Source organism: Methylocella sp., assembly GCF_041905455.1.
Classification (GTDB): Bacteria; Pseudomonadota; Alphaproteobacteria; order Rhizobiales; family Beijerinckiaceae; genus Methylocapsa.
The window spans coordinates 50888-75051 of the sequence record NZ_JAYRLA010000015.1 but is presented as its reverse complement, the minus strand read 5'-3'; the positions used below and the strand labels follow the sequence as shown (position 1 = coordinate 75051).

Genomic DNA, 24164 nt, shown 5'->3' with positions numbered 1-24164 from the left:
ACTTTTTTCTCGCGACAGGAGAAATCGCGCGGAGCTTCCCGTCGATACAGACAGGGGTCGGCTTGCTCGCCGAGGCGGTTTGTTCGGGTCCCCTTTCCGGATCGAGCGGGGTGGGCGGCTCTCGATCCCGTCACCATCGTCGTGCTCGGCAGCGGCCTCTATCTCTCTCTGGCTCGGGCGCGGCGGGCGACGCGCCGCTTCGGACACGGTCGGCGTCCAGGCGGCTTCGGAAACTCCTTTTCGGCAGGCCGCGGAATGAGCCGCCGCAACGACCATCTGCGCGTTTGGGGCTGGCCGGCCGCCCTCGCGCTGCTTACCGTCTTCGGGCTGCTCACGGCCCTTCCGGGCGAGGATTTCGGCTGGCGAATGCTCTCCCGGGCGGCGCTGACGATCCCGCTCGCCGTCGTCATCCGCTATGGCGCGCCGGGACTCGTCCCGCGGCCGGACGACGGGGGAGAAGCCGCCCGACGCCCTCCGGAATAAGCGCCACCCGTCGCACGCGCGCTGAAACAGGCGAAGCGACGCGGCGCGCCGGCCCGGAGCTGAAGCCTGCGCCAAGGTTTTTCGCGAATGGACGGAGGGAAGAATCCGCCCTGCTTCGCCGCTTCTCGACAGCGGCCGGCGCGGCCGTTCTGCTCGCCGCCGCCTATGTAATTTTGCGCGCCGCTTCGCCCCACGCGGAGGCGCTGGCTACGGCCGCCGTCAGGCGCGGCGATCTCGAAGCGACGGTGACGGCCACGGGCAAGATCGAGCCGCGAGCCTATGTCGATCTCGGCGCGCAGGCGTCGGGGCAGTTGCGGCGCATCCTCGTCCACGTCGGCGATTTCGTGGAGCAGGGACAGCTGCTCGCCGAGATCGACCCGCAGGTGCAGGCGGCTAAGGTGGAAGCCGACGACGCGCAGCTCAACGCCAATCTCGTCGAGCAGCAGGCGAACGTCGAATACGCGACGGACGCTCTGGAGCGCTATGCGAAGCTCGTCGGCAGCGACTCGATCGCCAGGCCGACCTGCGGGCAGGGCAGGCGCAAATCGAAGACGGCGGCCGCCCGGGCTGAAACCATCCGCGCCCAGATCCTGCAGATGCAGTCGACCTTGAAGGCCGATCAGGTGGCGCTCGGCTACACCAGGATAATTCGCGCCGATGTCCGGAAGGGTGGTCTCGATCGACGCGCGCGAGGGTCAGACGCTCAACGCGACCTATTCGACGCCGCAGATCCTGCGCATCGCCGATCTTTCGACGATGACCGTCTGGACGCAAGTGTCGGAAGCCGACGTCACGCGACTGCGCGAGGGCATGCCGGTCTATTTCACCACGCTGGGGCATGGCGACCGGCGCTGGACCGCGTGGCTTCGCCAGATTCTCCCGGCCCCGCAGAAGCCGGACCGACCGGCGGCGCCGACGCAAACACGCAGCCGCTCGCGCAGGCCGGCGTGGTGGTGCTCTACACCGCGCTGTTCGACGTCGACAACGCCGCGGGCGACCTGCGGCCGGAAATGACGGCGCAGGTCTTCTTCGTCGCGGCCGAAGCTAGGGGCGCCCTGATCGTTCCCCTCGCAATCATGGGCCAGTCCGGATCGGGCAAATCGACCCTCATGAACATTCTCGGCTGCCTCGACAAGCCGGGCGGCGTCTACCGCTTCGCCGGCCGCGACGTCGCGACGCTCTCGCGCGACGATCTCGCCCGGCTGCGGCGCGAGGCGTTCGGCTTCGTCTTCCAGCAGTACAATCTGATCCCGACCATCACGGCCGCGGAGAACGTCGAGATTCCGGCGACCTACGCCGGGCTCGCCCCGCAGGAGCGGCGCGCCCGCGCGGCCGAGCTGCTTGGCCGCCTCGGCCTCGCCGAACGTCTCGATCATCGTCCGACCCAGCTCTCCGGGGCCCATGGCGGGGCTTCCATCGTCTCGGACATGCGCGAGGCGCTTCACGCCGGCGGACGGGCGCTGTCGGCCAATCCGTTTCGCACGGCGCTGACGCTGCTCGGCGTCGTCATCGGCGTCGCCTCGGTGATCGCGCTCCTCGCCATCGGCGAGGGCGCGCGGGCGAAGGTGCTGACCCAGCTCGCGATCTTCGGCACGAACCGCATGTATGTGATCCCCGGCGGCGAGAGCAGCCGCGGGCCGGGCGGGCGGCTTATCGCTTCGGACGCCGATCTCGTTCGCGAGACGCCGAACGTCGCCGCAGCGATGCCCTATCTGCATGGCGCTGTGATCGCGCGGTCGGGCGAGGTCGATTATCCAACCGACGGAGTCGCCGTGACGACGAATTTTCCGCTCATTCTCCATTGGTCCCTCGATAGCGGCGTGTTCTTCGCCAAACAGGACGAACGCTCGCTCGCGGCCGTCGCCGTCCTCGGCTCCAAGCTCGCTGGACGCATGTTTCCAGACGGCTCGGACCCGGTCGGGAAAATGATCCTCGTCAACAATGTTCCGTTCGAGGTGATCGGCGTGCTCTCGAGCAAAGGCGCGCTCTCCGGCGACGGCGACGACGCCGCCATCGTCTTTCCATTCTCCACAGGCGACGTGCGGGTGTTCGGGCGACAGGAGCTTTCCTGGATCTCCGTTCTGGTCGACGATCTTTCGCAAGCCGACCAGACCGAGGCGGCGATCGGGGCCGTTCTCGAGTCGGCTCATCGCCTGCGCGACTTCCGCATCTACAACAAGGCCGCGACGATCGAGGCGCAGGACCGCACGCAGCACGCGCTGACTCTACTGCTCGGCTTCACCGCGGCGATCTCGCTTCTCGTCGGCGACATCGGCGTCATGAACGTGATGCTGATGACCGTTTCGGAGCGCACCGGCGAGATCGGCGTGCGCATGGCGACGGGCGCGCGCACGGCCGACATCCTGCGGCAGTTCCTGACCGAAGCCATGATCGTCGCGGGCGCCGGAGGGCTCGGCCGTCGGCGTTCTCGGCGGCGTCGCCGCGGCGTTGCTGTTCGGCATGCCGGCGATCTTCTCGGCGACGGCGATCATCGGCGCGCTCGCTTGCGCCGTGCTGGCGGGCCTTCTTTTCGGCTTCACGCCCGCATTGCGCGCGGCGCGGCTTGAGCCCGTCGCGGCGCTGGCGAGAGAGTGACGAAGGGTCAGAGCCTCGTCCGCGTCGCCATATGATGGAACGCCGACAAGCGCGCCGAATTTGCCATGTCGACGTCGATCGGCTCTGAAACGAGCGGCCCGACGATACGCCCGCAGGTGGATGCTATGAGCCTCAGACCTTTCGCCTGCGCCGCGGCCGTCCTGCTCGGCGCCGGCGCCGCCGACGCCGCTCCGAAGGCGGCGGTCTTCGATTTCCAGTTCGCTGATCTTGCCGCCCAGCCGCCGACGCAGGCCGACATGGCGCGCCTGCCGCGCGTCAGCGCCGAGCTGCGCAAGCTCCTCGGCGAAAGCGGACTTTACGAGATCGTCCCGATCGAGCCGGTCGCCGCCGAGGTCGAGGCGTCAGCGCCGCTCAGGGCCTGCGGCGGCTGCGCAGCGACCTTCGCGCAGAAACTCGGCGCCGACGTCGCGATCACGGGCGAGATCCAGAAGGTCTCGAACCTGATCCTCAACCTCAACGTCTATATCCTCGACGTCGACGGGAAGACGCCTGAACGGGCCTACAGCGTCGACATGCGCGGCGACACGGACGAGTCCTTCGACCGCGCCGTGCGCTACATCGTGCGCCACAACATCCTCAAGCAGTGACGCTGGCGGGCGAGCCGGACGCGACGACAATCAGTCGGCGCCTTCGCCCCAGCGGCGAAGATAAAGGCTGCCGTCGCTGTCGTCGGGAAAAACATAAACTCCTCTGACATGACCCCACAGGTGCTCCGTATGTCCGCCGACCCACGGGATCACGGAGGGCAGCCCAAGCCCGGCTGAAGTCCACCCCATGGCGTGACCACCGCCGTACCGCAGGAACGTCCGCCCGGCCGCCTCCAGAAATTTCCACCCATCGTCGCCGGATGCGACGTTGCAGCCATCGAAGTAAACCTTCACGTCCTTGAACGGAAAAAGCTTCTCGTAATGAGGGGCGTTGAAATTCTTGTAGAGTTCGTAAGCGGTGATCTGCTGGTGATTAAAGAAGATCGCGCCTTCATTTCCATGCGTCGTGAAAACGCAATTTTGGAAAATTTTGCCCGAGACGAGAAGGTTGTCCATCGCTGACTTAAACTGCGCGACGCCGTCGCTGATTCCGATGCTATAGGTGTCGTCGTCGCCGCCTTCATATTGGCGCCGGCCGATCCAATCCGACGTGTCGTAGATATGAAGCCGAGTGTAAACGAGCTTGTCTCCCATCAAAGCGCCTCCGCTCCCAGAGACGTCTTTGATACGCGCGACGACGCCCATTGCATGTGCGGACGTACACGGGTTCGATCCGCCGCGCGGAGCGGCCTTGGGCGACGCGCGAACGGCGGAGAGCGCGGCGCCGGCGCGCGCCGAATTTTAGCGGTCCTGCAGGCTTCAGCGCCTGGCAGGCCGTTAGAATGAAAATCCGGTCGGCGCCCGCCCAAGGCGCGTCCAAAACAATCAATCAATCTAAAGCTGAGCGATAAGAAGCGCGCGAGGAGGCCGTCGGCTCACGTCTCCCCGAGAGGGACGACCTCGGCCTCGTCCGTCACGCCGAGGCGCGGCCGAGCACCGGTTGACTGCGGCATGCCGGCCGCCTTCGCCCTGACGCCGGGAAGCGCCGCCGACGCGGCGACCGCCGTTCCGCTCCTCGAAAGTCTGCGCGGACGACTCAACCGGTCGACGCGCCAGACCACAGGAGCAGGACCGTCATGAGCGCCTGTCCTGCGGGCTGAAAACGCGCGGCGCGTCGCGACCCGATACGATCGCCACGCGCATAACTCTTAAACTCTCTCCCCGGCGCCGCTCTCCTACGCCGTGATCTCATGGATCTGGATGAGGCTTGTCCCTAGCCGATCGGGGCCTCGATATGGGCGCCCCAAGAGCTCCAGATGTAGATCGTGGCGAACAGGAACAGCCAGATCACGTCCACGAAGTGCCAGTACCAGGCGGCGAATTCGAGGCCGAGGTGATGGCGCACCGAGAGCTGGCCCACGAAGGCGCGGATGAGGCAGACGGTGAGGAAAATTGTGCCGATGATGACGTGGAAGCCGTGGAAGCCCGTCGCCATGAAGAAGGTCGCGCCGAAGATCGAGCCTTTGAACGCGAAGGGCGCGTGCACGTATTCATAGGCCTGCACGAGGGTGAAGATCGCGCCGAGCGCGATGGTCAGGGCGAGGCCCGCCTTGAGGCCCTTGCGGTCGCCTGTCAGAAGGGCGTGGTGCGCCCAGGTGACGGTGGTGCCGGAGGTCAGCAGGATCAGCGTGTTGAGCAGCGGCAGGTGCCAGGGGTCGATGACTTCGATCCCCTTGGGCGGCCACTGGCTCCCGACCGCCTGCGCGCGGATATATTCCTGCGCCTCGCCCGGAAAAAGGCTTGCGTCGAAGAAGGCCCAGAACCAGGCGACGAAGAACATCACCTCGGAGGCGATGAACAGGATCATGCCGTAGCGCAGGCCGAGCTGCACGACGGGCGTGTGGAAGCCGCTTTGCGACTCGCGCACCACGTCGACCCACCAGGAGGCGGCGATGAAGATCAGCGCGATCAGGCTGGCGCCGAAGACCAGGCCGCCCGGCCGCAGCGTGCCGGGTCCAAGCTGCTTCATCCACATGATGCCGCCGACGGCGAGGAAAAAAGCGCCGATCGAGGCGAGGATCGGCCATGGACTTGGCGAAACGAGATGGAAATCGTGGTTGGGTTTGGCGTGCGCGTCCGACATGAACCTTCTTCCTCCCTCATGGCTCGGCCGAGCCCGTCAACCGGCGCCTCGCGACGCCGGCGCTTGCGAGCCTCGTTTCAGTCGGGCGGGCCGCCCGATAGCGAACGAGGCTCGATCGTCTCTGCGGGCGCCCCGAAGGTCGGGCCGGGGGCCCTTGAACCTTCCAGGCGCCCGGTCTCACAAAGCCTTGGCGCCGGCGCCCGCCGCCGCGCCCAGCTTCTTCGTTTCGCCGCGCGTCGCGTCTTTCGACGTCACCGCAAAGAAGGTGTAGGAGAGCACGACGGTTTCCACGCCGGCAAGGGTCGGATCCGCCTCGAGCGCCGGATCGAGGAAAAATACGACCGGCAATTCGGCGCTCTCATGCGGTTCGAGCGTCATCTCGCTGAAGCAGAAACAGCTGATCTTGTTGAAATAGGCGCCGGCGCTGTCCGGCCCGACGTTGAACGCCGCCTGCGCCTTGAGCGGCGCGTTCGAGCGGTTCTGGGCCCTGAAGAACACGGTGGCGGTCTTTCCGGGCCGCAGCGTGATCTGCGGCGTCTCCGGCTCGAAGCTCCAGGGCAGGCCCGGAGCGACATTGGCGTCGAGGCGCACGGTCATCTCGCGCGTTCCGACGCCGGCCGGCGATGCGAGAACCCCGATGCGCGGCGTTCCGCCATAGCCGGTCGCCGCGCAGAACATGTGGTAGAGCGGAACAGCCGCGAACGAGAGCCCCAGCATGGCGAAGCATACGGTCGCCGCCGCGAAGGCGACGCGGCGGCCGCGGCGCTCCTGCGTGAGGTTTCGGTCGTCGGGAGGCGCGGCGCGCATCGGTTCCGCCTCCGTCAGATCGGGCGGCTGAACACGCCGGGACCGAGCTTGACGATCGTCACGACGTAGAAGAGGACGACGAAAAAGCCGATCGCCAGCGCGATGGCGATGTTACGCTGGCGGCGCTTCTTCTCCTGCTCGGGCGTGAGCCGCGCGCTTTCGTCCATTTCGAAGCGCTGCTGGGTCATGGCGTGAGCCAGGCGGGAGCGACGCCGGCGATCGCGCAAAGACGCTCGACGACGAGCATGGCGAACAGAAGGAAGAGGTAGAGGATCGAGAAGCCGAACATGCGCATCGCCGTGCGGTTGGCGAGATCGCCCTCGCGCGCGAGATAGACGCGGGCGGCGTGCAGGATCATCAGGACGCCAAGGACGAGGGCGAGCGCGCCATAGGCTGGCGAGGCGAAGCCGAGCAGCCAGGGAGCGAGGCCAGCCGGGGCGAGGACGAGGCTGTAGAGCAGGATGTCCCGCCGCGTGCGGTCCGGCCCCGCGACGTTCGGCAGCATCGGCACGCCGGCGCGCGCGAAATCGCCCGTCTTGACGAGGGCCAGCGCCCAGAAATGCGGCGGCGTCCACAGGAAGATGATGGCGAACAGCGTGAGGCTCGCGACGCTGACCTCGCCGGTGGCGGCGAGATAGCCGACCATCGGCGGGAAGGCGCCGGCCGCGCCGCCGATCACGATGTTCTGCGGCGTCGAGCGCTTCAGCCACATCGTATAGACGACGGCGTAGAAGAAGATGGTGAAGGCGAGCAACGCGGCGGCGGCCCAGTTGGCGCAAAAGCCGAGCGTCAGGACGGAGAGGCCGGCGAGCACGATTCCGAAGCTGAGGGCGCTTTCGCGCGGCACGCGGCCCGCGGGAATCGGCCGGCGCTGGGTGCGCCGCATGACGGCGTCTATGTCGCTATCGTACCACATGTTGAGCACGCCGGCGGCTCCCGCCCCGGCGGCGATGGCGACGATCGAGGCGAAGCCGATCACCGGATCGACGTGGCCCGGCGCGATCAGGACGCCGGTCAGCGCGGTGAACACGACGAGCGACATCACCCGCGGCTTCATGAGGGCGACGTAGTCGCCGGGCCCCGCGAGGGAGACGGCGTCGGCGCCTGGGGTGACGAGGCTCATATGCGCGTCCGTTGCTTGAGGCCCTGCGACGGCGCTGCGGCCGGGACGTAAAGGCGTCCCGGCCGCAGCGCCGTCGCCGCCGGCTCAGTGATGGTCGGCGGGGCCGGAGACGCGCGGCAGCGTCTCGAACGTGTGGAAGGGCGGGGGCGAGGGAAGCGTCCATTCGAGCGTCGTCGCGCCGACGCCCCAGGGATTGTCTCCGGCCACCCGCTTCTTCGCGAAGGCGTCGTAGATGACGTAGATGAACAGCCCGACGCCGATCATCGACAGATAGGAGCCGAACGAGGAGACGCGGTTCCACAGAGCATAGGCGTCGGGATAGTCGATATAGCGGCGCGGCATGCCGGCGAGGCCGAGGAAATGCTGCGGGAAGAAGGTCAGGTTGACGCCGATGAACATCAGCCAGAAATGCGTCTTGGCCAGCGTCTCGTTGTACATGAATCCCGACATCTTCGGGAACCAGTAGTAGAAGCCGGCGAACAGACCGAAGACGGCGCCGAGCGAGAGCACGTAGTGGAAGTGCGCCACGACGTAATAGGTCTCGTGCAGGGCGCGGTCGATGCCGGCGTTGGCGAGCACGACGCCGGTGACGCCGCCGATAGTGAAGAGCAGCACGAAGCCGGTCGCCCAGACCATCGGCGCGCGGAAGCTGATCGAGCCGCCCCACATGGTGGCGATCCAGGAGAACACCTTGACGCCCGTCGGCACGGCGATGACCATCGTCGCGAAGACGAAATAACGCTGCGTGTCGAGCGACATGCCGACGGTGAACATGTGGTGCGCCCACACGACGAAGCCGACGACGCCGATCGCCACCATGGCGTAGGCCATGCCGAGATAGCCGAACACCGGCTTCTTCGAGAAGGTCGAGATGATGTGGCTGATGAGGCCGAAGGCCGGCAGGATCAGAATATAGACTTCCGGGTGGCCGAAGAACCAGAACAGGTGCTGGAACAGCAGCGGATCGCCGCCGCCGGCCGGATCGTAGAAGGTGGTGCCGAAGTTGCGGTCGGTCAGCAGCATGGTGATGCCGCCGGCGAGCACGGGAAGCGACAGCAGCAACAGGAAGGCGGTGACGAGGACCGACCAGGCGAACAGCGGCATCTTGTGCAGCGTCATGCCTGGCGCGCGCATGTTGAAGATCGTGGTGATGAAGTTGATCGCGCCGAGGATCGACGAAATGCCGGCGATATGCAGCGAGAGAATGATGAAGTCCATCGCCGGGCCGGGCGTGCCCGCGTTCGACGAGAACGGCGGATACATGACCCAGCCGCCGCCGAAGCCGTTCATGCCGGGCGAGCCCTCGACGAACAGCGACAGCACGCCGAGCGTGAACGAGGCCGGCAGCAGCCAGAAGGAGATGTTGTTCATGCGCGGAAAGGCCATGTCCGGCGCGCCGATCATGATCGGGACGAACCAGTTGCCGAAGCCGCCGATGAGCGCGGGCATCACCATGAAGAAGATCATGACGATGCCGTGCATGGTGATGGTCACGTTGTAGAGGTTCTTGCCCATCTCGACCGCGAGGTCGGGGTCGGCGCCTTGCAGGATGCGCGCGAGCACAGGGAAGACCTGGATGCCGGGCTCCTGCAACTCCATCCGCATCAGCACCGACAGGATTCCGCCGAAGACGCCGGCGGCGATCCCGAAGATGAGATACATCGTGCCGATGTCTTTGTGGTTGGTCGAAAAGAGATAGCGTCGCCAGCCCCTCGGGTGGTCATGCGCTTCGTGGATCGCCGCGCTCTCGGCCATCATGTACCTCCCTCAAGGCGCCCGGCCGGCTCCCGCCGGACTTCGCGCATGTTTCTGTCTGAACCTATCTGCGTCGCCGCGTCGCCCGACGGAGCCGGGCCCGACGCCGCGGCGCGCCTAGCGCGCGACGTTCTGCGCGAGCCGCGTCCCGCCCTGCGGCGCGGCGGCGAATTTCTTGGCGGCGGAGGCGAGCCAGGCCGCGTATTGCTGCTCGCTGACGACGCGGAAGACGATCGGCATGAAGGCGTGGTCCTTGCCGCAGATCTTCGAGCACTGCCCGTAATAGACGCCCTCGCGCTCGGCGCGGAACCAGGTCTCGTTCATGCGCCCCGGCACGGCGTCGATGCGGATGCCGAAGGAGGGAACGGTCAGCGAATGGATCACGTCGGCGGCCGTGACGAGCAGGTGCACCGTCTTGCCGACCGGCACGACCGCCTCGTTGTCGACCGAGAGCTGGCGGATGTCGCCGGGCTTCAGGTCGGAGGCGGGAATGAGGTAGGAGTCGAAGGAGAAGCCGCCGCCCTGGTCCTTGGGATAATCGTAGGTCCAGAACCACTGTTTGCCCGTGGCCTTCAGCGTGATGTCGGCCGGCGGCACGACAAGTTGATGCGTCAGGAGGCGGAAGGACGGGATGGCGATGACGACGAGGATCATCACCGGGATCACCGTCCAGGCGACCTCGAGCAGGGAGTTGTGGGTGGTCTGGGTCGGGACGGGATTCTTCGATTCCCGGTAGCGCAGGATGATCCATCCCAGCAGCGCCAGCACGAACAGGCAGATGCCGGTGATGATCGGCAACAGGATGGCGTTGTGGAAAACGTGCATCTCGTGCGCGATGGGGGTGACCGCCTCCATCATCGTGGCCTGCCCCGGCGTCGCGTGGCCGATGACGGCGCCGGGCTCTTCGGCTCTGGCGGCGGCGGCGAAAAGGACGGCCGGAAGCGCCGCAGCCAGGCCTGAAAGGCGCTGACCGGAACGGCGGCTGTAGGCGTGGCTTGATGGTCTCGTCACGGTCGTGGCTCCGGTTGCGCGGCGCGATGGCTCGCGCCTACCACACTTCTTTTGAGCACGTCCAGAGGAGTCGCGAAAGGCCCTCCACAATCCCTTTAAGATCATGATCGCGCCTTGAGCGCAATGCGTCGCCGATTGTTCGCGGATGCGGCAAGAACGCGCGTCGCGCCCGCGTCGGCCGCGGCGCCCGCCCGGGCGGTTAACTTGACAGAAGGGAGCGATTTGCTATGGCGCGGCGTGCCCTGCGCGCGTCCGGCGCGTCCGGGCGCGGGCCGGAGAATTCGGAGACAGCATGGCCGACGCAATTTCCCTTCGCCGCAGATTCGCCGCCTGGCTTCGCGCGACGGCCCTTTGCGTCGTCGCTCTGTCCGCTTTTCTTGGGTGGGGCGTCGGCGCGACGCAGGCGCAGGGCGTCGTCAAGAGCAAGCACGGCGACTGGGAGATGCGCTGCGAGACGCCGCCCGGCGCGGCGCGCGAGCAATGCGCCCTCCTGCAGAGCGTCGCGGCCGAGGACCGGCCGAACATCAATCTGGTCGTGATCGTGCTCAAGACCGCCGACGGCAAGAGCCGGCTCCTGCGCGTCATCGCCCCGCTCGGCGTTCTGCTGCCTTCCGGGCTCGGCCTCAAGATCGACGACGCGGACGTCGGCCGCGCCGGCTTCGTGCGCTGCCTGCCGACGGGCTGCGTCGCCGAAGTGGTGATGGAGCAGAAGCTGATCGACCAGATGAAGGCGGGGACCAACGCCACCTTCATCATCTTCCAGACGCCGGAGGAGGGGGTCGGCATTCCGCTCGCCCTCAACGGCTTCAAGGACGGCTTCGAAGCGCTGCCCTGAAGCGCGCGGGGAAATCTATTCGGCCGCGTCGCGGCAGACGGGCAGCCGGCTCGCCGCCGCGGCGGCGAGCGCCTCGACGACGCGGCGCAGCGCCGACCTGATCTCGGGGAAGCGGGAGAGGGGCGTCACCGTCCGCTCGTCCATATAGAGGCCGCGGCTGATCTCGATCTGCAGCGCGTGCCGGTTGAAGGACGGGGCGCCGTAATGTTCGGTGATATAGCCGCCGGCGTAGGGCTTGTTGCGCGCGACCGTGAAGCCGAGGCTGCGCAGCTCGCTTTCGACGGCCTCGACGAAAGCCGGCGCGCAGCTCGCTCCGTGCCGGTCGCCGAGAACGAAATCCGCCTTGCGCGTCGGCTGCGCCGGCTCGCGTCCGAAGCCGGCGCCGTTCTGCGCGGCGAGCGGCGCGGACGGCATGGAGTGGCAGTCGACGAGCAGGGCGAAGCCGAAGGCGAGCTCGGCGCGCTCGACGAGCGCGCCGAGGCGCGCGTGATAAGGCTTGTACAGCGCCTCGATGCGCGCGAGCCCCTCGCCGATCGGCAGGCGTTCGCGATAGATCTCCTGGCCGTGGCCGACGACGCGCGCGATGGTGCCGAGGCCGCCGGCGACGCGGATCGAGCGGGTGTTGGCGTGCGGCGGCAGGCGGCCCTCGAACATCCGCGGGTCGAGCTCGTAGGGCTCGCGGTTGAGGTCGAGATAGGCGCGCGGGAACAGCGCCTTGATCATCGGCGCGCCGACCTTCAGGCAGTCCGCGAACAGATCGTCGACGAAGGCGTCCTCCGACCGGCGCAGCTGCGCGAGCTTGAGCTGGGACGCGGCGAGGAATCCCGAAGGATAGATGCGGCCGGAATGCGGCGAGGAGAACACCAGCGGCGAGGAAAGGACATGCGGCTCGGCGACCTCGTAGCCGACGCCGAAGCTCGCGACGTCGCTCTGGCCTGTCGAGGCGGATAAAGTCATGTGCGCTCTCTCGGGGCCCGTAGGAGGGCGGCTGGCGCCATGTGCGACCGCGTTCGCGCGATCGGGCTCGAAAAGACGATTTTGCCAAGGACGCCGGCCCATGTCCATTGCTATATTCGATCAATCTTCAGCGCTCCTGCGGCGCCGCGGCCACACCTGGGCGCGATCGCCCGTCCCTTCATGGGATTTTTACGAAATCCGCCTTTGCTTGGCGCGCTAGCGAGGCTCTCATGAACGACATGCGTTTCCCGACCCAGCCGAGACTCGAGATCGGCAAGATTCTCCTCGCCGAGGATGACGACGACATGCGCCGCTTCCTCGGCAAGGCGCTGCAGAACGCCGGCTACCAGGTCGCCGCCTTCGACAACGGCCAGTCAGCCTATGGCAGGCTGCGCGAGGAGCCGTTCGACCTGCTGCTCACCGACATCGTGATGCCCGAGATGGACGGCATCGAGCTCGCCCGCCGCGCGACCGAGCTCGACCCGGACATCAAGGTGATGTTCATCACCGGCTTCGCCGCCGTCGCGCTCAACCCGGACAACAACGCGCCGCCGCAGGCCAAGGTGCTCTCGAAGCCCTTCCACCTGCGCGACCTCGTCAACGAGGTGCAGCGCCTGCTCGCCGCGCCGCTCGAGGCCGGCCGGGAGAGTTGATTTCCGGCGCCGCGGGCCTTCCGCTAGCCTTCCCGCGCTCCCGCGCGGATGCGCGCCCTTTCGGATATCGACGCCATGACCACGCCATGACACGGGCCCGCATCGACGCCTTCGCCCAGGCGCCCTCGCGTCGGCGCAAAAGCGCCTCGCCCGGCTCCCGCCTCGGCGCCGCGCTCGCGCTGGCCCTTTTCGCCGGCGCGCCGCCGGCGTTCGCCTCCGCGTTCGACGCGTGTCTTTCCGGCCTGCGCCCGCTCGCGCTGCGCGAGGGCGTGAGCGCTTCGACCTACGACCGCGCCACGGCGGGCCTCGCTCCCAACCCGGAGGTGTTCGACCTCGCGCGCGCGCAGCCCGAGTTCAAGACGCCGATCTGGGACTATCTCGCCGGCCTCGTCGACGAGGAGCGCGTCGCCGACGGCAGGGCGATGGCGGCGAAATGGGCGAACGCCCTCGCCGCCGCCGAGCGCCGCTTCGGCGTCGACGGGCCGACCATCGTCGCCGTCTGGGGCGTCGAATCGAATTACGGCCGCGCGTTCGGCAATCGCCCGCTGATCCAGTCGCTCGCCACGCTCTCCTGCGGCGACTACCGCGCCGCCTATTTCCGCACGGAGTTTTTCGCCGCGCTGAAAATCATCGACCGCGGCGACGTCGCGCAGGCCGACCTCGTCGGCTCCTGGGCCGGCGCCTTCGGCCACACCCAGTTCATGCCCTCGACCTTCCTGCGCACCGCCGTCGACATGGACGGCGACGGGCGCCGCGACCTCGTCAACTCCGTGCCCGACGCGCTCGGCTCGACCGCCGCCTATCTGAAGAAGGCCGGCTGGGTGAGCGGCCTGCCCTGGGGCTACGAAGTGCGGCTGCCGCAAGGCTATTCCGGCCCGTCCGGCCGCAAGGGAAAGCAGCCGATGGCGCAATGGGCGGCGCGCGGAATCGTTCGCGTCGACGGCCGCCCGCTCGGCGCGGGCTCCGCGGCGCTGCTGCTGCCCGCCGGCCCCAACGGCCCGGCCTTCCTCGTCACGAAGAACTTCGACGCCATATTCTCGTACAACGCCGCCGAATCCTACGCGCTCGCCATCGCGCTCCTGTCCGACCGGCTGCGCGGCGGGCGCGGCCTCGTCGCCGCCTGGCCGACCAGCGACCCGGGCCTGTCGCGCGCCGACCGGCGCGAACTGCAGACGCTGCTGATGCGGCGCGGCTACGACCTCGACGGCAAGGCCGACGGGGTGATCGGGACCAAGACCAGGCAGGCGATCGCCGATTTCCAGCGCCGTAACGGCCTCGCGCCGGACGGGCGCGCAAGCCTCTCGGTGCTGACCGCCGCGCGCGGGCGCTGACCGGCCCGCAGGCGCTCAGATGATATAGATGCGGTCGGGCAGCTCGCCGCCGGCGCCCGGCGGAAAATGCTCGGCGAGCACGGCGCCGCATTTCTCGACCGCCGCCACATAGCCGCCGGCGAGGTCGCCGGCCTTCACTCCGGCGAGCAGCGAATCGACCGCCCCCTGCCAGACGCGCTTGTCGACCTTCACGGCGACGGCGTCGTCGGCGACGACGCGCACGTAATGCTCGGCGAGCGAGACGAAGATCAGCACGCCGGCCTCGTGGCGCCGGCGCGCGAGACCGCGCGTCACGAACTGCTCGAGCGCCGCGCGATGGGCGTGCTCGAGCCGCACCGCCTTCGGCACCAGATAGGGGCCGAGGCCGGAGATCGAGAAGAGAACATAGAGCGCGACGAAGACCACGGCCTGGACGAGCAGAATCTGCCGAACCGACAGCTCGGTGAGGGCGACGAGCGCCCAGGGCGCGGCGAGCGCGGCGAGCGCCGCCCAGGCAAGGGCATAGGTCAGATAGTCCGAAGACGAGCGCGCGAGCACGCACACGATCTCGCCGGCCGTCTTCGTCTCGGCCTGTGAGATCGCCGCGTTGATCCGTTGCTGATCTTCGTTCGACAGACTCATCGCTCCTCCTACCAGCTGCCCGAGGCGCCGCCGCCGCCGGACGAGCCGCCGCCGCCGAAAAACCCTCCGCCGCCCGAAAAGCCGCCGCCGCCGCCCCAGTCGTCGAAGCCGCCGCGGCCGCGCCCGGGCCTGGTCATGCCGATGAGGATGCCGGTGAGCAGGTCGCCCGCGCCGCCCTGGCCGCGCCGGGGGTCGGCGCCGGGCGGAGCGCCCCGGCGCGGGTCGTAGCTCGTCCCGGCGTCGCGCCGGCGCGGGGCGCGCATCATCAGGAACACGATGAGGATGAACAGGCCGAAGACGATGAAAGGCGCAAGATCGTCGACGGGCGCCGAATCATGGTCGACGCGCAGCTCCGGGCGCTTCTCCCAGTCCGTCGGGTCGCTCGTCAGGATGGCGACGAGATCGTCCACGCCGCGGGCGATCCCGCCGCCGAAGTCGCCCGTCTTGAAGCGCGGCGCCATGGCGTTGGCGATGACGATGCGCGAGAGCGCGTCGGTGAGCGTTCCCTCGAGGCCGTAGCCGACCTCGACGCGCACGCGCTTCTCCTTCGGCGCGACGAGAAGCAGGACGCCGTTGTTCTTGTCTTTCGAGCCGAGGCCCCAGGCGCGGAACAGCGCGTTGGCGTAGGGTTCGATCTCGTCGCCTTCGAGCGAGGGGACGGTCGCGACGACGAGCTGGGCGCCTGTCTTCGCCTCGAGCGCCGCGAGCTTCGCCTCGATCGCCGCCTTTGCGTCGGCGGGAATGACGTTCGCCGCGTCGACGACCCGGCCCGAAAGCGCCGGGAAGGAATAGGCGAAGGCGAGGCCGGCGACGAAAAGCGCCGCGAGCAGGATTAGCGCGCCCGCGCCGGCGCTTGCGGCGCGCGAGAAGCCCGCGTGCCGCTTTCGGCTCAGAATTTCACCTGCGGGGCGGTCTGCGCGGCGTCGTTCGCCGTGAACGGCGCGAGCGGCTGCGTTCCGGCGAACACGGTCTTCGCCCACAGCACCGTCGGGAAGGTGCGCAGCGACGTGTTGAAGACGCGCGCCGCCTCGATGTAGTCGCGTCGCGCCACGGCGATGCGGTTCTCGGTTCCCTCGAGCTGCGACTGCAGCGCGAGGAAGTTCTGGTTCGACTTGAGGTCGGGATAGTTCTCGGTGATCGCGAGCAGGCGGCCGAGCGCGCCGGAGAGCTGCGCCTGTGCCTCCTGGAACTGGCGCACCTTCTCTGGGTCGGTGAGCTGCGAGGCGTCGATGTTCGCCGAGGTCGCCTTGGCGCGGGCCTCGACCACCGCGGTCAGCGTCTCGCGCTCCTGCTTGGCGTATCCCTGCACGGTGGCGACGAGGTTGGGAACGAGGTCGGCGCGGCGCTGGTACTGGTTCTGCACCTCGGCCCAGCGCGCCTTGGCGGCCTCCTCCTGCGTCGGGATGACGTTGTAGCCGCAGCCGGCGAGCGGCAGGCAGGCGAGGGCGAGCGCGACGACGCCGGCGATCCGGGCGAAGACGCGCGCCGGGCGGGCGGGCGAAGCGGGGCATAAAGCGGCGAGGGTCATGAAATCCGCCTTTCTCGGCGCGTCGGGCGGGACGCCGCCCAGCAAATATACGATCCGGCGCCGTGAAGAAAGGCTCGTGCGGGCGCTCCGGGCGCCGGGGTCAACCGGAATTGACTGGCGCGGGCGGAAGGGTTCACTAGTGTCGCATGAGCTTGGCGGGGCGATCTTCGGGCGGCTGACGGCGACGACGTAATCAATGGCTTTTGTTGAAAGAATTCGTACGACATTGCGTGGTCGAGCCGCGCGCGGGACCTTTGCGGGCGCCCTCATTTTCATCCTCGCCGCCGTCTCGCCGGGCTCGGCGGCGTCCTCCCTTGTTCCGGTTTCTTGCGTCGTCGAGCTCTTTACGAGCCAGGGGTGCGCCTTCTGCCCGCCGGCCGACGCGCTGCTCGCCTCGCTGGCGCGTCGGCAGGACGTCGCCGCCATGTCTTTTTCAGTGGATTACTGGGATTACATCGGCTGGAAGGACACGCTGGCCGTCCCCGCCAACGCGGCGCGCCAGCGCGCTTACGCCGGCGTGATGGGCGAGCATCACGCCTACACGCCGCAGGCGATCGTCAACGGCGTCGCGGGAGCGGTGGGCAGCGACCGCAAGGAGATCGAGGCGGCGATGGCCTCGACGCGCGGGCGCGACGGGGCGATGTCGCTCGGCCTGCGCGCCGGCGTCGCCGACGGCGCGGTGGTGGTCGACGTTCCGGACGGCCCTGGGGGGCCGGCCGTCGTGCTCCTCGTGCGCGTCGCGCGCCAGATGAGCGTGCAGATCGGCCGCGGCGAGAACGCCGGCCGCAAGATCTCATACACCAACGTGGTGCGTCAGGTTTCCGACCTTGGCGTGTGGAGCGGCGCGGCGGCGAGCTTCCGCGCGCCCGACGCCCGCGTCGAGGGCGAAGGCTACGTGGTGCTGGTGCAGCGGGGCTCGCAGGGACGTCCCGGCGCCATTCTCGCCGCCGCCAAGTCCGCTGGCTTCTGAACAAGTCCGCCGGCTTCGGAAATCGTCCATTTTCGCCGCAATTCGCCGCGCGCGCGTCCCGCCGCCCTTTCTCCGGCGGAGCTTGCGTCCTATAAGCGACGGCGACCGCGCTTACAGTCCCCGCCGCGGACGTCGCGGCCATGGACCGGCAGGAGCCTTTCACGACCATGACTTTCCGCATTTTGACCGGCGCCTCCGTTCTGATCGTCTGCGCCGCGCTGTGCGGCGCGGCCGCCGCGTCGCCGGCGGGCGAGGCCGCGGGCCAGGCCGGCGCGCGCAAGGCGTCCGGCGTCGTGGTCGCCCGCGCCGAAAAGAAGAAGAAGGCGGCGGAGCCCGAGGACGCGAAGGACGACAAGAAGCCCGGCAAGCCGCAGCAGGTCGGAACCTTCGGGGACTGGGGGGTCTTCGTCGCCCAGGGCGCCAAGGACAAGACCTGCTACGCGCTGGCGACGCCGAAGGAGCGCCAGCCGGCGAAGCTCAAGCGCGACCCGGCCTATGTGTTCATCTCGTATCGCCCGGCCGAGAAGGTGCGCGGCGAAGTGTCGATCATCATGGGCTTCTCGATCAAGGAGGGCGCCGAGTCCAGGGCCGACGTCGGCGGGACGAATTTCGCCCTCGTCGCCAAGGGGGCGAACGCCTGGATCAAGAACCCGGCCGAGGAGGCCGCCTTCGTCGAGGCGCTGAAGAAAGGCTCGAAGCTCATCGTCAAGGCGCCGTCGGCCAAGGGCAACGTGACGACCGACGTCTACTCCCTTTCGGGGATATCGCAGGCATTGGACAAAGTTCAAAAAGAATGCCCTTAAACAATAGAAGCGTTGAAAACGCTCGTGAACGAGACGCTTTATCCGCTTTGAAGCACGGCCTTCCTTAGCGCATACTGACGTCAGCCTAACAAGGCGCGCAGCGCCGTCCCGGGAGGAACATCAAAATGGCGGAGAAGGTCTATCCGGTCCCTCAGGCGTGGAGCGCGAGCGCCTACGTCGACGCGGACAAGTACAAGGCTATGTATGCGCAGTCGGTGAACGATCCCGACGCCTTCTGGGGCGAGCACGGCAAGCGCATCGACTGGATCAAGCCGTACACCAAGGTCAAGAACACCTCCTTCGATCCGCACAACGTCTCGATCAAATGGTTCGAGGACGGCGTCACCAACGTCTCCATGAACTGCCTCGACCGGCACCTCGCCTCGAAGGGCGACCAGACCGCCATCATCTTCGAGGGCGACGACCCGGGCGACTCGCGCCATATCACCTATCGCGAGCTGCACGCCGAGGTCTGCCGCCTCGCCAACGTGCTGAAGCACTACGGCGTCGGCAAGGGCGACACCGTCACCATCTACCTGCCGATGATCCCCGAGGCGGCCTACGCCATGCTGGCCTGCGCCCGCATCGGCGCGATCCATTCGATCGTCTTCGGCGGCTTCTCGGCCGATTCGCTCGCCGGCCGCATCGAGGGCTGCAAGTCCAAGCTGGTCATCACCGCCGACGAGGGCCTGCGCGGCGGCCGCAAGGTGCCGCTCAAGGTCAACGCCGACGCCGCCGTCAAGAAGGTCGGCGGCATCGTCGAGACCATGCTCGTCGTGCGCCGCACCGGCGGCAAGGTCGCCTGGGTCGAAGGGCGCGACGTCTGGCTGCACGAGGCGACGGCCAAGGTCTCGGCCGAGTGCGATCCCGAGCCGATGAACGCCGAGGATCCGCTGTTCATCCTGTTCACCTCGGGCTCGACCGGCGCGCCCAAGGGCGTCGTCCACACCACCGGCGGCTATCTCGTCAACGTCTCGATGACGCATCAGTACATTTTCGACTATCATCCCGGCGACGTGTACTGGTGCACCGCCGACGTCGGCTGGGTCACCGGGCACAGCTACATCGTCTACGGCCCGCTCGCCAACGGCGCGATCACGCTGATGTTCGAGGGCGTGCCGACCTATCCGACCGCCGCCCGGTTCTGGGACGTGGTCGACAAGCACCAGGTCAGCATCTTCTACACCGCGCCGACGGCGATCCGCTCGCTGATGGGCGCCGGCGACGAGCTCGTCAAGGGCACGAGCCGCAAGAGCCTGCGCCTGCTCGGCTCGGTCGGCGAGCCGATCAACCCGGAGGCCTGGGAGTGGTACTATCGCGTCGTCGGCGATGGGCGCTGCCCGATCGTCGACACCTGGTGGCAGACCGAGACCGGCGGCATCCTGATCGCGCCGCTGCCCGGCGCGACGCCGCTGAAGCCGGGCTCGGCGACCAATCCCTTCTTCGGCGTCCAGCCGCAGGTGGTCGACGCCCAGGGCGTAGTCCTTGAGGGCGCGTGCACCGGCAACCTCGTCATCGCCGACTCCTGGCCGTCGCAGATGCGCACGCTCTACAACGACCACGAGCGCTTCGTGCAGTCCTATTTCTCGGCCTATCCGGGCAAATACTTCACCGGCGACGGCTGCCGGCGCGACGAGGACGGCTATTACTGGATCACCGGCCGCGTCGACGACGTCATCAACGTGTCCGGCCATCGCCTCGGCACCGCCGAGGTCGAGAGCTCGCTCGTCGCCCATGAGAAGGTCGCCGAGGCCGCGGTCGTCGGCTACCCGCACGACGTCAAGGGGCAGGGCATCTACGCCTATGTCACGCTGATGACCGGCGTCGAGCCGAGCGACGAGCTGCGCAAGGAGCTCATCACCTGGGTGCGCAAGGACATCGGCCCGATCGCCTCGCCCGACGTCGTCCATTTCGCGCCCGGCCTGCCGAAGACCCGCTCGGGCAAGATCATGCGCCGCATCCTGCGCAAGATCGCCGAGAAGGAGTTCTCGGCGCTCGGCGACACCTCGACGCTCGCCGATCCGTCGGTGGTCGACGACCTCATCCGCGAACGCGCCAACTGAAGCGTCTCCGCGTCCCGGGCCGCAGGTCCGGGACGCGGCCTCAATCGCCTCCCGCGCCCGCGGCGCGCGTTCGAGAGCGGAGCCGGCCGATGCGCAAGCGCGCGCCTTCCCGTCGCTCGGCCGCCGGCGCGGCGACGCTTCTGGCGGCTGTCCTGACGGTTGTCCTGGCGGCCGCGACGCCCGGCCTCGGCGCGGCGCGCGCCGGCGAGCCGGTGAGCTTCCCCGAACCCTATCCCGCCGGCGCGATCGTCATCGCCCAGGGCGCCCGCGCCCTCTATTTCGTGACCGGCGCGGGACGCGCCATCCGCTACCCGGTCGCGGTCGGGCGCGCCGGCAAGCAGTGGAGCGGACGGACGCAGGTCGTCGCCAAATACCGGCGGCCGTCCTGGTCGCCGCCGCCGGACGTGCGCGCGGACCATCCGGGCATGGCCCGCTTCATTCCCGGAGGCTCGCCGCGCAACCCGATGGGCGCCGCGGCGATCGTGCTCGGGCGCGACGACCTCGCCATCCACGGCACGACGAAGGCGATGCGCGCCTCGATCGGGGCGGCCGCCTCCTATGGCTGCATCCGCATGTACGACGAGGACGTGCTCGACCTGTTCGGCCGCGTCGCCGTCGGCGCCCCGGTCGTCGCGCTGCCGTGACCTGAGGGCGGCGGGCTTTATTTCCGGGAGGCTTTGGCTTAAAGCACTCTATCTTCGCGCGCCGGCCGGCGACGGCCGCGCTCGCTGCGGCTTGGGAGAAACCGTTTGGACACGAAGGCGCTCGATCAGGCGGATCTCGTCAACCAGATCGTCGATGTGATCTGCAAGGAAGGCATGATCGACCGCGAGAAGGTCACGCCCGACGCGACGATCGAAAGCCTCGACCTGAAGTCGATCGACATCGTCATGATCCTCACCGCGATCGAGGACAAGTTCGACGTCTATATCCCGATGGACGGCCCGTTCCATGAGGCGAAGGACGTCAAGAGCCTGATCGACGCCATCGCCGCCTACATCATCAAAGAAAAATCCTGACCATGGGCGCAACGCGGCGGGTCGTCGTCACCGGCATGGGCGCGGTGTCGGCGGCGGGAGTTGGCGCGCAGGCGCTCTGGCGCGCCGCTCGCGACGGGCGCTCCTGCGTCCGCGAGACGCAGTTCGTGCGCCCCTATCGCGGCCGCATCAAGATCTCGGCGCAGGTGCAGGGCTTCGACGCGAGCGCGCATCTCGAGCCCGAGCTGCTGCCGTTCTGCGACCCGGTGACGACCTATCTGCTCGTCGCCGCAGACGAGGCGGTCGCGCAGGCGGGCCTGTCGCGCCGTGAGCGCATGGGCGGACGCACGGCCTCGATCATCGGCACCGGCGTCGGCGGCATGCACACGCTCGAGGACGGGCTGCATCTCGTCCTCGTCGAGCAGGGCCGGCCCGGCCCGCTCACCGTGCCGAAGCTCATTCCCTCCTCGCCGGCCTGCAACGTCTCGATCCGCTACGGCGCGACCGGCCCGTGCTTCGCGGTGGCCAGCGCCTGCTCCTCGGCGACGCAGGCGATCGGCCTCGGGACGCAGATGATCCGCGCCGGCATGGTCGACCGCGCCATCGTCGGCGGCGCCGAGGATTGCGTCACCAACAGCTCGATGCTCGCCTGGGAGGCGCTGCGCGTGCTCACCCCCGACGCCTGCCGTCCCTTCTCCAGGGGGCGCAACGGCATGATTCTCGGGGCGGGCGCCGCGGTGTTCATCCTCGAAGCCGAGGAGGCCGCGCGCGCGCGCGGCGCCGAGCCCCTCGCCGAGCTCGCCGGCTACGGCACGACCGCCGACGCCAAGGATCAGGTTCGTCCCGACGTCGTGGGGGCGACCGAATGCATGCGCCTCGCGCTCGTCGACGCAGGGCTCGAGCCCGGGGCGATCGACTACGTCAACGCCCACGGCACGGGCACGACGGTTAACGACGCGACCGAGGCCGAGGCGCTCGGACGGATCTTCGGCGCGCGCCTGCCGCGGCTGCCGATCTCCTCGACCAAGCCGATCCACGGGCATGGGCTCGGCGCCGGCGGCGCCCTCGAGCTCGTCGTCACCGTCGGCGCGCTGCGCGAAAACATCGCGCCGCCGACGATCAACTGGCGTGATCCGGACCCGAAATGCCCGGTCGACGCCATTCCGAACGAGGCGCGCCCCATGCGCATCGACGCGGCCTTGTCGAACTCCTTCGCCTTCGGCGGCGTCAACGCCAGCCTCGTCGTGCGCAAGGCGGCGGCGTGAGCGGGCGGGACGCCGGCTCGCCGGCTGTCCTGCGCCTCGACGGCGTGCGCGTGCGCGCCGAGACGGCGGCGGTGGAGGCCTTCCGCGCCGCCTGCCTCGACGATCGCGTTGACGGCTTGGGCGCGGACGGCCTTCCCGCGACCTATCCGTTCCGCTGGCTGACCCTGCCGCAGGTGCGCCCGAGCCTTTCCGCCATGCTCGGCGGCGAAGGCGTGCTGCCCGTGCACGAGGGCCAGAGCTTCTCCTACGAGCGCGCCCTGCGGCGGGACGCTGACTACCGGCTCGACTTCGAGTTCCGCCGCACGAGCGCGCCGGAGCGCCTGACCGTCTCCTGCGCCATCTTCGAGGGCGAGGAGCCCGCGCCCTGCGCCGGCTTCGAGACGGTGCTGCGCCTCGTCGACGCCGGACGCGCCTGATGGGCGCGCTGATCGACGACGCCCGGTCGGTCGAGACGGGCGAGCGGATCGGCGAGCATTGGTTCGGCCCGATCGACGCGGCGCGCCTTTGCGCCTACGCGCTCGCCTCCGGCGACGACAATCCGCTCCATCTCGATCCCGCCGTCGCCGTCGCCGCGGGTCTCGACGCGCCGCCGGTCCATGGCGTCCTGATGATGAGTCTGTTCGAGCCGGCGCTGCGCCGCTGGCGCCCCGGCGTCGAGATCCTGCGCCTCTCGGCGAAGTTCCTGCGCCCGATCGCCGTCGGCGGGGCGGTGCGCGTCACGGGCCGCGTCGCCCGCGCGCCCGCCGCTCCCGGCGACGAGATGCTGCTGCGCGTGACGGCCCATGGCGAAAACGGCGAGCTCGCCGTGCTCGGCGAGGTTTCCGCACGGGACGATCTCGCGAAATGACGGCGCGCCGCGGCCGCGTCGTCGTCACCGGCGCCTCGAGCGGCATCGGCCGCGCGCTGGCGCTCGAATACGCCGGGCCGGGAGCGCGGCTCGTCCTCGTCGGCCGCGACGAGGCCCGGCTCGCGCAGGCGGCCGCCGCCGCGCGCGAAAAGGGCGCCGAGGTCGTCGCGGCGCGCCTTGACGTGCGCGACCGCGCCGCCATGGAGAGCTTTCTGCGCGCCGAGGACGCAAGGGACGAGATCGGCCTCGTCGTCGCCAACGCCGGCGTCACCACGGGCCTCGAGCCCGGCGAGCTCTACGAGGATCCCGAGGCGGCGCGGGCGCTGCTCGCGGTCAATCTCTACGGCGTCCTCAACACCGTCGAGCCGCTTCTTGGCGCGATGTGCGCGCGCGGGCGCGGCCAGATCGCCATGGTCGGATCGATGGCCGGGCTGCGCGGCCTTCCCTACGCTCCGGCCTATTGCGTGTCCAAGGCGGGCGTCCACGCCTACGCCGAATCGCTGCGCGGCCGGCTGGAGCGCGCGGGCGTCACGGTCAGCCTGATCGTCGCCGGCTTCGTCAAGACGCCGCTCAACGATTCGATCGAGACGATGAAGCCGCTCGAGATGTCGGACGCGCAGGCGGCGCGGATCATTCGCCGCGGCCTCGACCGGGGCAGGGCGACGATCGCCTTCCCCCTCGCGCTCTACGCCGCGACGCGCCTGTCGCGCGTGCTGCCGGCGCGCCTCGTCGACCGCATCTTCGCGCGGATAAGCGTCAAGGCGCCGCACATCGCCGAGCGGGAGGCGGGAGATGTTGCGCCGCCGCGCGAGCAAGCTTGAGTTAGGCGAATAAGGCCCTTTTAAGGCC

27 protein-coding genes and 1 pseudogene are annotated in these 24164 nt (G+C 68.7%); 17 read left to right on the top strand and 11 right to left on the bottom strand.

All coding sequences use genetic code 11. The features are described from left to right. The first annotated feature begins 255 nt into the window (after nucleotides 1-255). The 5 genes and pseudogenes from ACE3OG_RS13010 to ACE3OG_RS12990 all read left to right on the top strand — a co-directional run bounded on the left by ACE3OG_RS13010 (nucleotide 256) and on the right by ACE3OG_RS12990 (nucleotide 3686). Nucleotides 256-483, top strand: coding sequence for a hypothetical protein (locus ACE3OG_RS13010; RefSeq protein WP_374309298.1), 228 nt, complete (start codon nucleotides 256-258; stop codon nucleotides 481-483). A gap of 245 nt (nucleotides 484-728) precedes the next feature. Continuing rightward, nucleotides 729-893 (top strand): annotated as a pseudogene (locus ACE3OG_RS13005) (biotin/lipoyl-binding protein); the annotation flags it as partial. 247 nt (nucleotides 894-1140) lie between these two features. Next, a complete protein-coding gene (locus ACE3OG_RS13000) occupies nucleotides 1141-1497 on the top strand; it encodes an HlyD family efflux transporter periplasmic adaptor subunit (protein ID WP_374309334.1) in 357 nt (118 codons plus the stop codon). After that, nucleotides 1494-3050, top strand: a complete 1557-nt coding sequence (locus ACE3OG_RS12995; protein WP_374309332.1) for an ABC transporter permease — start codon at nucleotides 1494-1496, stop codon at nucleotides 3048-3050. The genes ACE3OG_RS13000 and ACE3OG_RS12995 overlap by 4 nt, the downstream gene beginning before the upstream one ends. Before the next feature lie 153 nt (nucleotides 3051-3203). Next, a complete protein-coding gene (locus tag ACE3OG_RS12990; RefSeq protein WP_374309296.1) occupies nucleotides 3204-3686 on the top strand; it encodes a DUF3280 domain-containing protein in 483 nt (160 codons plus the stop codon). 30 nt (nucleotides 3687-3716) lie between these two features. On the opposite strand, the gene ACE3OG_RS12985 is transcribed toward ACE3OG_RS12990, so the two are convergent. From ACE3OG_RS12985 to coxB, 7 genes are all read right to left on the bottom strand, one after another. Further along, the gene (locus tag ACE3OG_RS12985; RefSeq protein WP_374309294.1) at nucleotides 3717-4280 is read right to left on the bottom strand and encodes a hypothetical protein; all 564 of its coding nucleotides are present in this window, start codon (nucleotides 4278-4280) and stop codon (nucleotides 3717-3719) included. A gap of 619 nt (nucleotides 4281-4899) precedes the next feature. Continuing rightward, the gene (locus ACE3OG_RS12980) at nucleotides 4900-5769 is read right to left on the bottom strand and encodes a cytochrome c oxidase subunit 3 (protein ID WP_374309292.1); all 870 of its coding nucleotides are present in this window, start codon (nucleotides 5767-5769) and stop codon (nucleotides 4900-4902) included. Nucleotides 5770-5946: 177 nt separating this feature from the next. Then, the gene (locus tag ACE3OG_RS12975; RefSeq protein WP_374309290.1) at nucleotides 5947-6576 is read right to left on the bottom strand and encodes a cytochrome c oxidase assembly protein; all 630 of its coding nucleotides are present in this window, start codon (nucleotides 6574-6576) and stop codon (nucleotides 5947-5949) included. A gap of 14 nt (nucleotides 6577-6590) precedes the next feature. Next, nucleotides 6591-6764: a hypothetical protein gene (locus ACE3OG_RS12970; RefSeq protein WP_374309288.1), complete on the bottom strand. Its 174-nt coding sequence runs from the start codon at nucleotides 6762-6764 to the stop codon at nucleotides 6591-6593. Next, nucleotides 6761-7699, bottom strand: a complete 939-nt coding sequence (locus ACE3OG_RS12965; RefSeq protein ID WP_374309286.1) for a heme o synthase — start codon at nucleotides 7697-7699, stop codon at nucleotides 6761-6763. The genes ACE3OG_RS12970 and ACE3OG_RS12965 overlap by 4 nt, the downstream gene beginning before the upstream one ends. A gap of 84 nt (nucleotides 7700-7783) precedes the next feature. After that, a complete protein-coding gene (gene ctaD / locus ACE3OG_RS12960) occupies nucleotides 7784-9454 on the bottom strand; it encodes a cytochrome c oxidase subunit I (protein ID WP_374309330.1) in 1671 nt (556 codons plus the stop codon). A 117-nt stretch (nucleotides 9455-9571) separates the two neighbouring features. Further along, nucleotides 9572-10465, bottom strand: a complete 894-nt coding sequence (coxB, locus tag ACE3OG_RS12955) for a cytochrome c oxidase subunit II (RefSeq protein WP_374309284.1) — start codon at nucleotides 10463-10465, stop codon at nucleotides 9572-9574. A 292-nt stretch (nucleotides 10466-10757) separates the two neighbouring features. Between coxB and ACE3OG_RS12950 the strand changes: the two genes are divergently transcribed. Then, on the top strand, nucleotides 10758-11300 hold the full coding sequence (locus tag ACE3OG_RS12950; RefSeq protein ID WP_374309283.1) for an invasion associated locus B family protein: 543 nt from the start codon (nucleotides 10758-10760) through the stop codon (nucleotides 11298-11300). 15 nt (nucleotides 11301-11315) lie between these two features. Here the strand turns inward: ACE3OG_RS12950 and ACE3OG_RS12945 are convergent, their stop codons facing one another. Beyond that, entirely contained in the window at nucleotides 11316-12257 is a 942-nt protein-coding gene (locus ACE3OG_RS12945; protein WP_374309281.1) for an N-formylglutamate amidohydrolase, read from the bottom strand. Nucleotides 12258-12487: 230 nt separating this feature from the next. On the opposite strand from ACE3OG_RS12945, the gene cpdR reads away from it, so the two are divergent. Further along, nucleotides 12488-12910: a cell cycle two-component system response regulator CpdR gene (gene cpdR / locus ACE3OG_RS12940; protein ID WP_374309279.1), complete on the top strand. Its 423-nt coding sequence runs from the start codon at nucleotides 12488-12490 to the stop codon at nucleotides 12908-12910. A gap of 86 nt (nucleotides 12911-12996) precedes the next feature. Beyond that, nucleotides 12997-14241, top strand: coding sequence for a lytic murein transglycosylase (locus ACE3OG_RS12935; protein ID WP_374309277.1), 1245 nt, complete (start codon nucleotides 12997-12999; stop codon nucleotides 14239-14241). Nucleotides 14242-14256: 15 nt separating this feature from the next. Here the strand turns inward: ACE3OG_RS12935 and ACE3OG_RS12930 are convergent, their stop codons facing one another. The 3 genes from ACE3OG_RS12930 to ACE3OG_RS12920 are packed head-to-tail and all read right to left on the bottom strand — an operon-like array spanning nucleotide 14257 to nucleotide 16390. Further along, on the bottom strand, nucleotides 14257-14862 hold the full coding sequence (locus ACE3OG_RS12930) for a TPM domain-containing protein (RefSeq protein WP_374309275.1): 606 nt from the start codon (nucleotides 14860-14862) through the stop codon (nucleotides 14257-14259). Between the two features lie 8 nt (nucleotides 14863-14870). Next, nucleotides 14871-15842 (bottom strand): YgcG family protein, encoded by a 972-nt coding sequence (locus ACE3OG_RS12925; protein ID WP_374309273.1) that lies wholly within the window; start codon nucleotides 15840-15842, stop codon nucleotides 14871-14873. Beyond that, nucleotides 15752-16390 (bottom strand): LemA family protein, encoded by a 639-nt coding sequence (locus ACE3OG_RS12920; protein ID WP_374309271.1) that lies wholly within the window; start codon nucleotides 16388-16390, stop codon nucleotides 15752-15754. The genes ACE3OG_RS12925 and ACE3OG_RS12920 overlap by 91 nt, the downstream gene beginning before the upstream one ends. Nucleotides 16391-16616: 226 nt before the next feature. Between ACE3OG_RS12920 and ACE3OG_RS12915 the strand changes: the two genes are divergently transcribed. From ACE3OG_RS12915 to ACE3OG_RS12875, 9 genes are all read left to right on the top strand, one after another. Further along, nucleotides 16617-17360, top strand: coding sequence for a DUF1223 domain-containing protein (locus ACE3OG_RS12915; RefSeq protein WP_374309269.1), 744 nt, complete (start codon nucleotides 16617-16619; stop codon nucleotides 17358-17360). Between the two features lie 167 nt (nucleotides 17361-17527). Then, complete coding sequence (locus tag ACE3OG_RS12910; protein WP_374309267.1) at nucleotides 17528-18163, top strand: invasion associated locus B family protein; 636 nt, start codon at nucleotides 17528-17530, stop codon at nucleotides 18161-18163. A 125-nt stretch (nucleotides 18164-18288) separates the two neighbouring features. Then, entirely contained in the window at nucleotides 18289-20226 is a 1938-nt protein-coding gene (acs, locus tag ACE3OG_RS12905; protein ID WP_374309265.1) for an acetate--CoA ligase, read from the top strand. An 89-nt stretch (nucleotides 20227-20315) separates the two neighbouring features. After that, nucleotides 20316-20870 carry a L,D-transpeptidase gene (locus ACE3OG_RS12900; RefSeq protein ID WP_374309263.1) on the top strand — a complete coding sequence of 185 codons (555 nt, stop codon included), beginning with the start codon at nucleotides 20316-20318 and terminating at the stop codon, nucleotides 20868-20870. Between the two features lie 105 nt (nucleotides 20871-20975). Next, complete coding sequence (locus tag ACE3OG_RS12895) at nucleotides 20976-21245, top strand: acyl carrier protein (RefSeq protein ID WP_374309261.1); 270 nt, start codon at nucleotides 20976-20978, stop codon at nucleotides 21243-21245. A 2-nt stretch (nucleotides 21246-21247) separates the two neighbouring features. Further along, a complete protein-coding gene (locus ACE3OG_RS12890; RefSeq protein WP_374309259.1) occupies nucleotides 21248-22468 on the top strand; it encodes a beta-ketoacyl synthase in 1221 nt (406 codons plus the stop codon). Continuing rightward, on the top strand, nucleotides 22465-22884 hold the full coding sequence (locus ACE3OG_RS12885; protein WP_374309257.1) for a hypothetical protein: 420 nt from the start codon (nucleotides 22465-22467) through the stop codon (nucleotides 22882-22884). The genes ACE3OG_RS12890 and ACE3OG_RS12885 overlap by 4 nt, the downstream gene beginning before the upstream one ends. After that, nucleotides 22884-23315, top strand: a complete 432-nt coding sequence (locus ACE3OG_RS12880; protein ID WP_374309255.1) for a MaoC family dehydratase — start codon at nucleotides 22884-22886, stop codon at nucleotides 23313-23315. The genes ACE3OG_RS12885 and ACE3OG_RS12880 overlap by 1 nt, the downstream gene beginning before the upstream one ends. Then, the gene (locus ACE3OG_RS12875) at nucleotides 23312-24136 is read left to right on the top strand and encodes an SDR family NAD(P)-dependent oxidoreductase (RefSeq protein ID WP_374309253.1); all 825 of its coding nucleotides are present in this window, start codon (nucleotides 23312-23314) and stop codon (nucleotides 24134-24136) included. The genes ACE3OG_RS12880 and ACE3OG_RS12875 overlap by 4 nt, the downstream gene beginning before the upstream one ends. The last annotated feature ends 28 nt before the right edge of the window (nucleotides 24137-24164 follow it).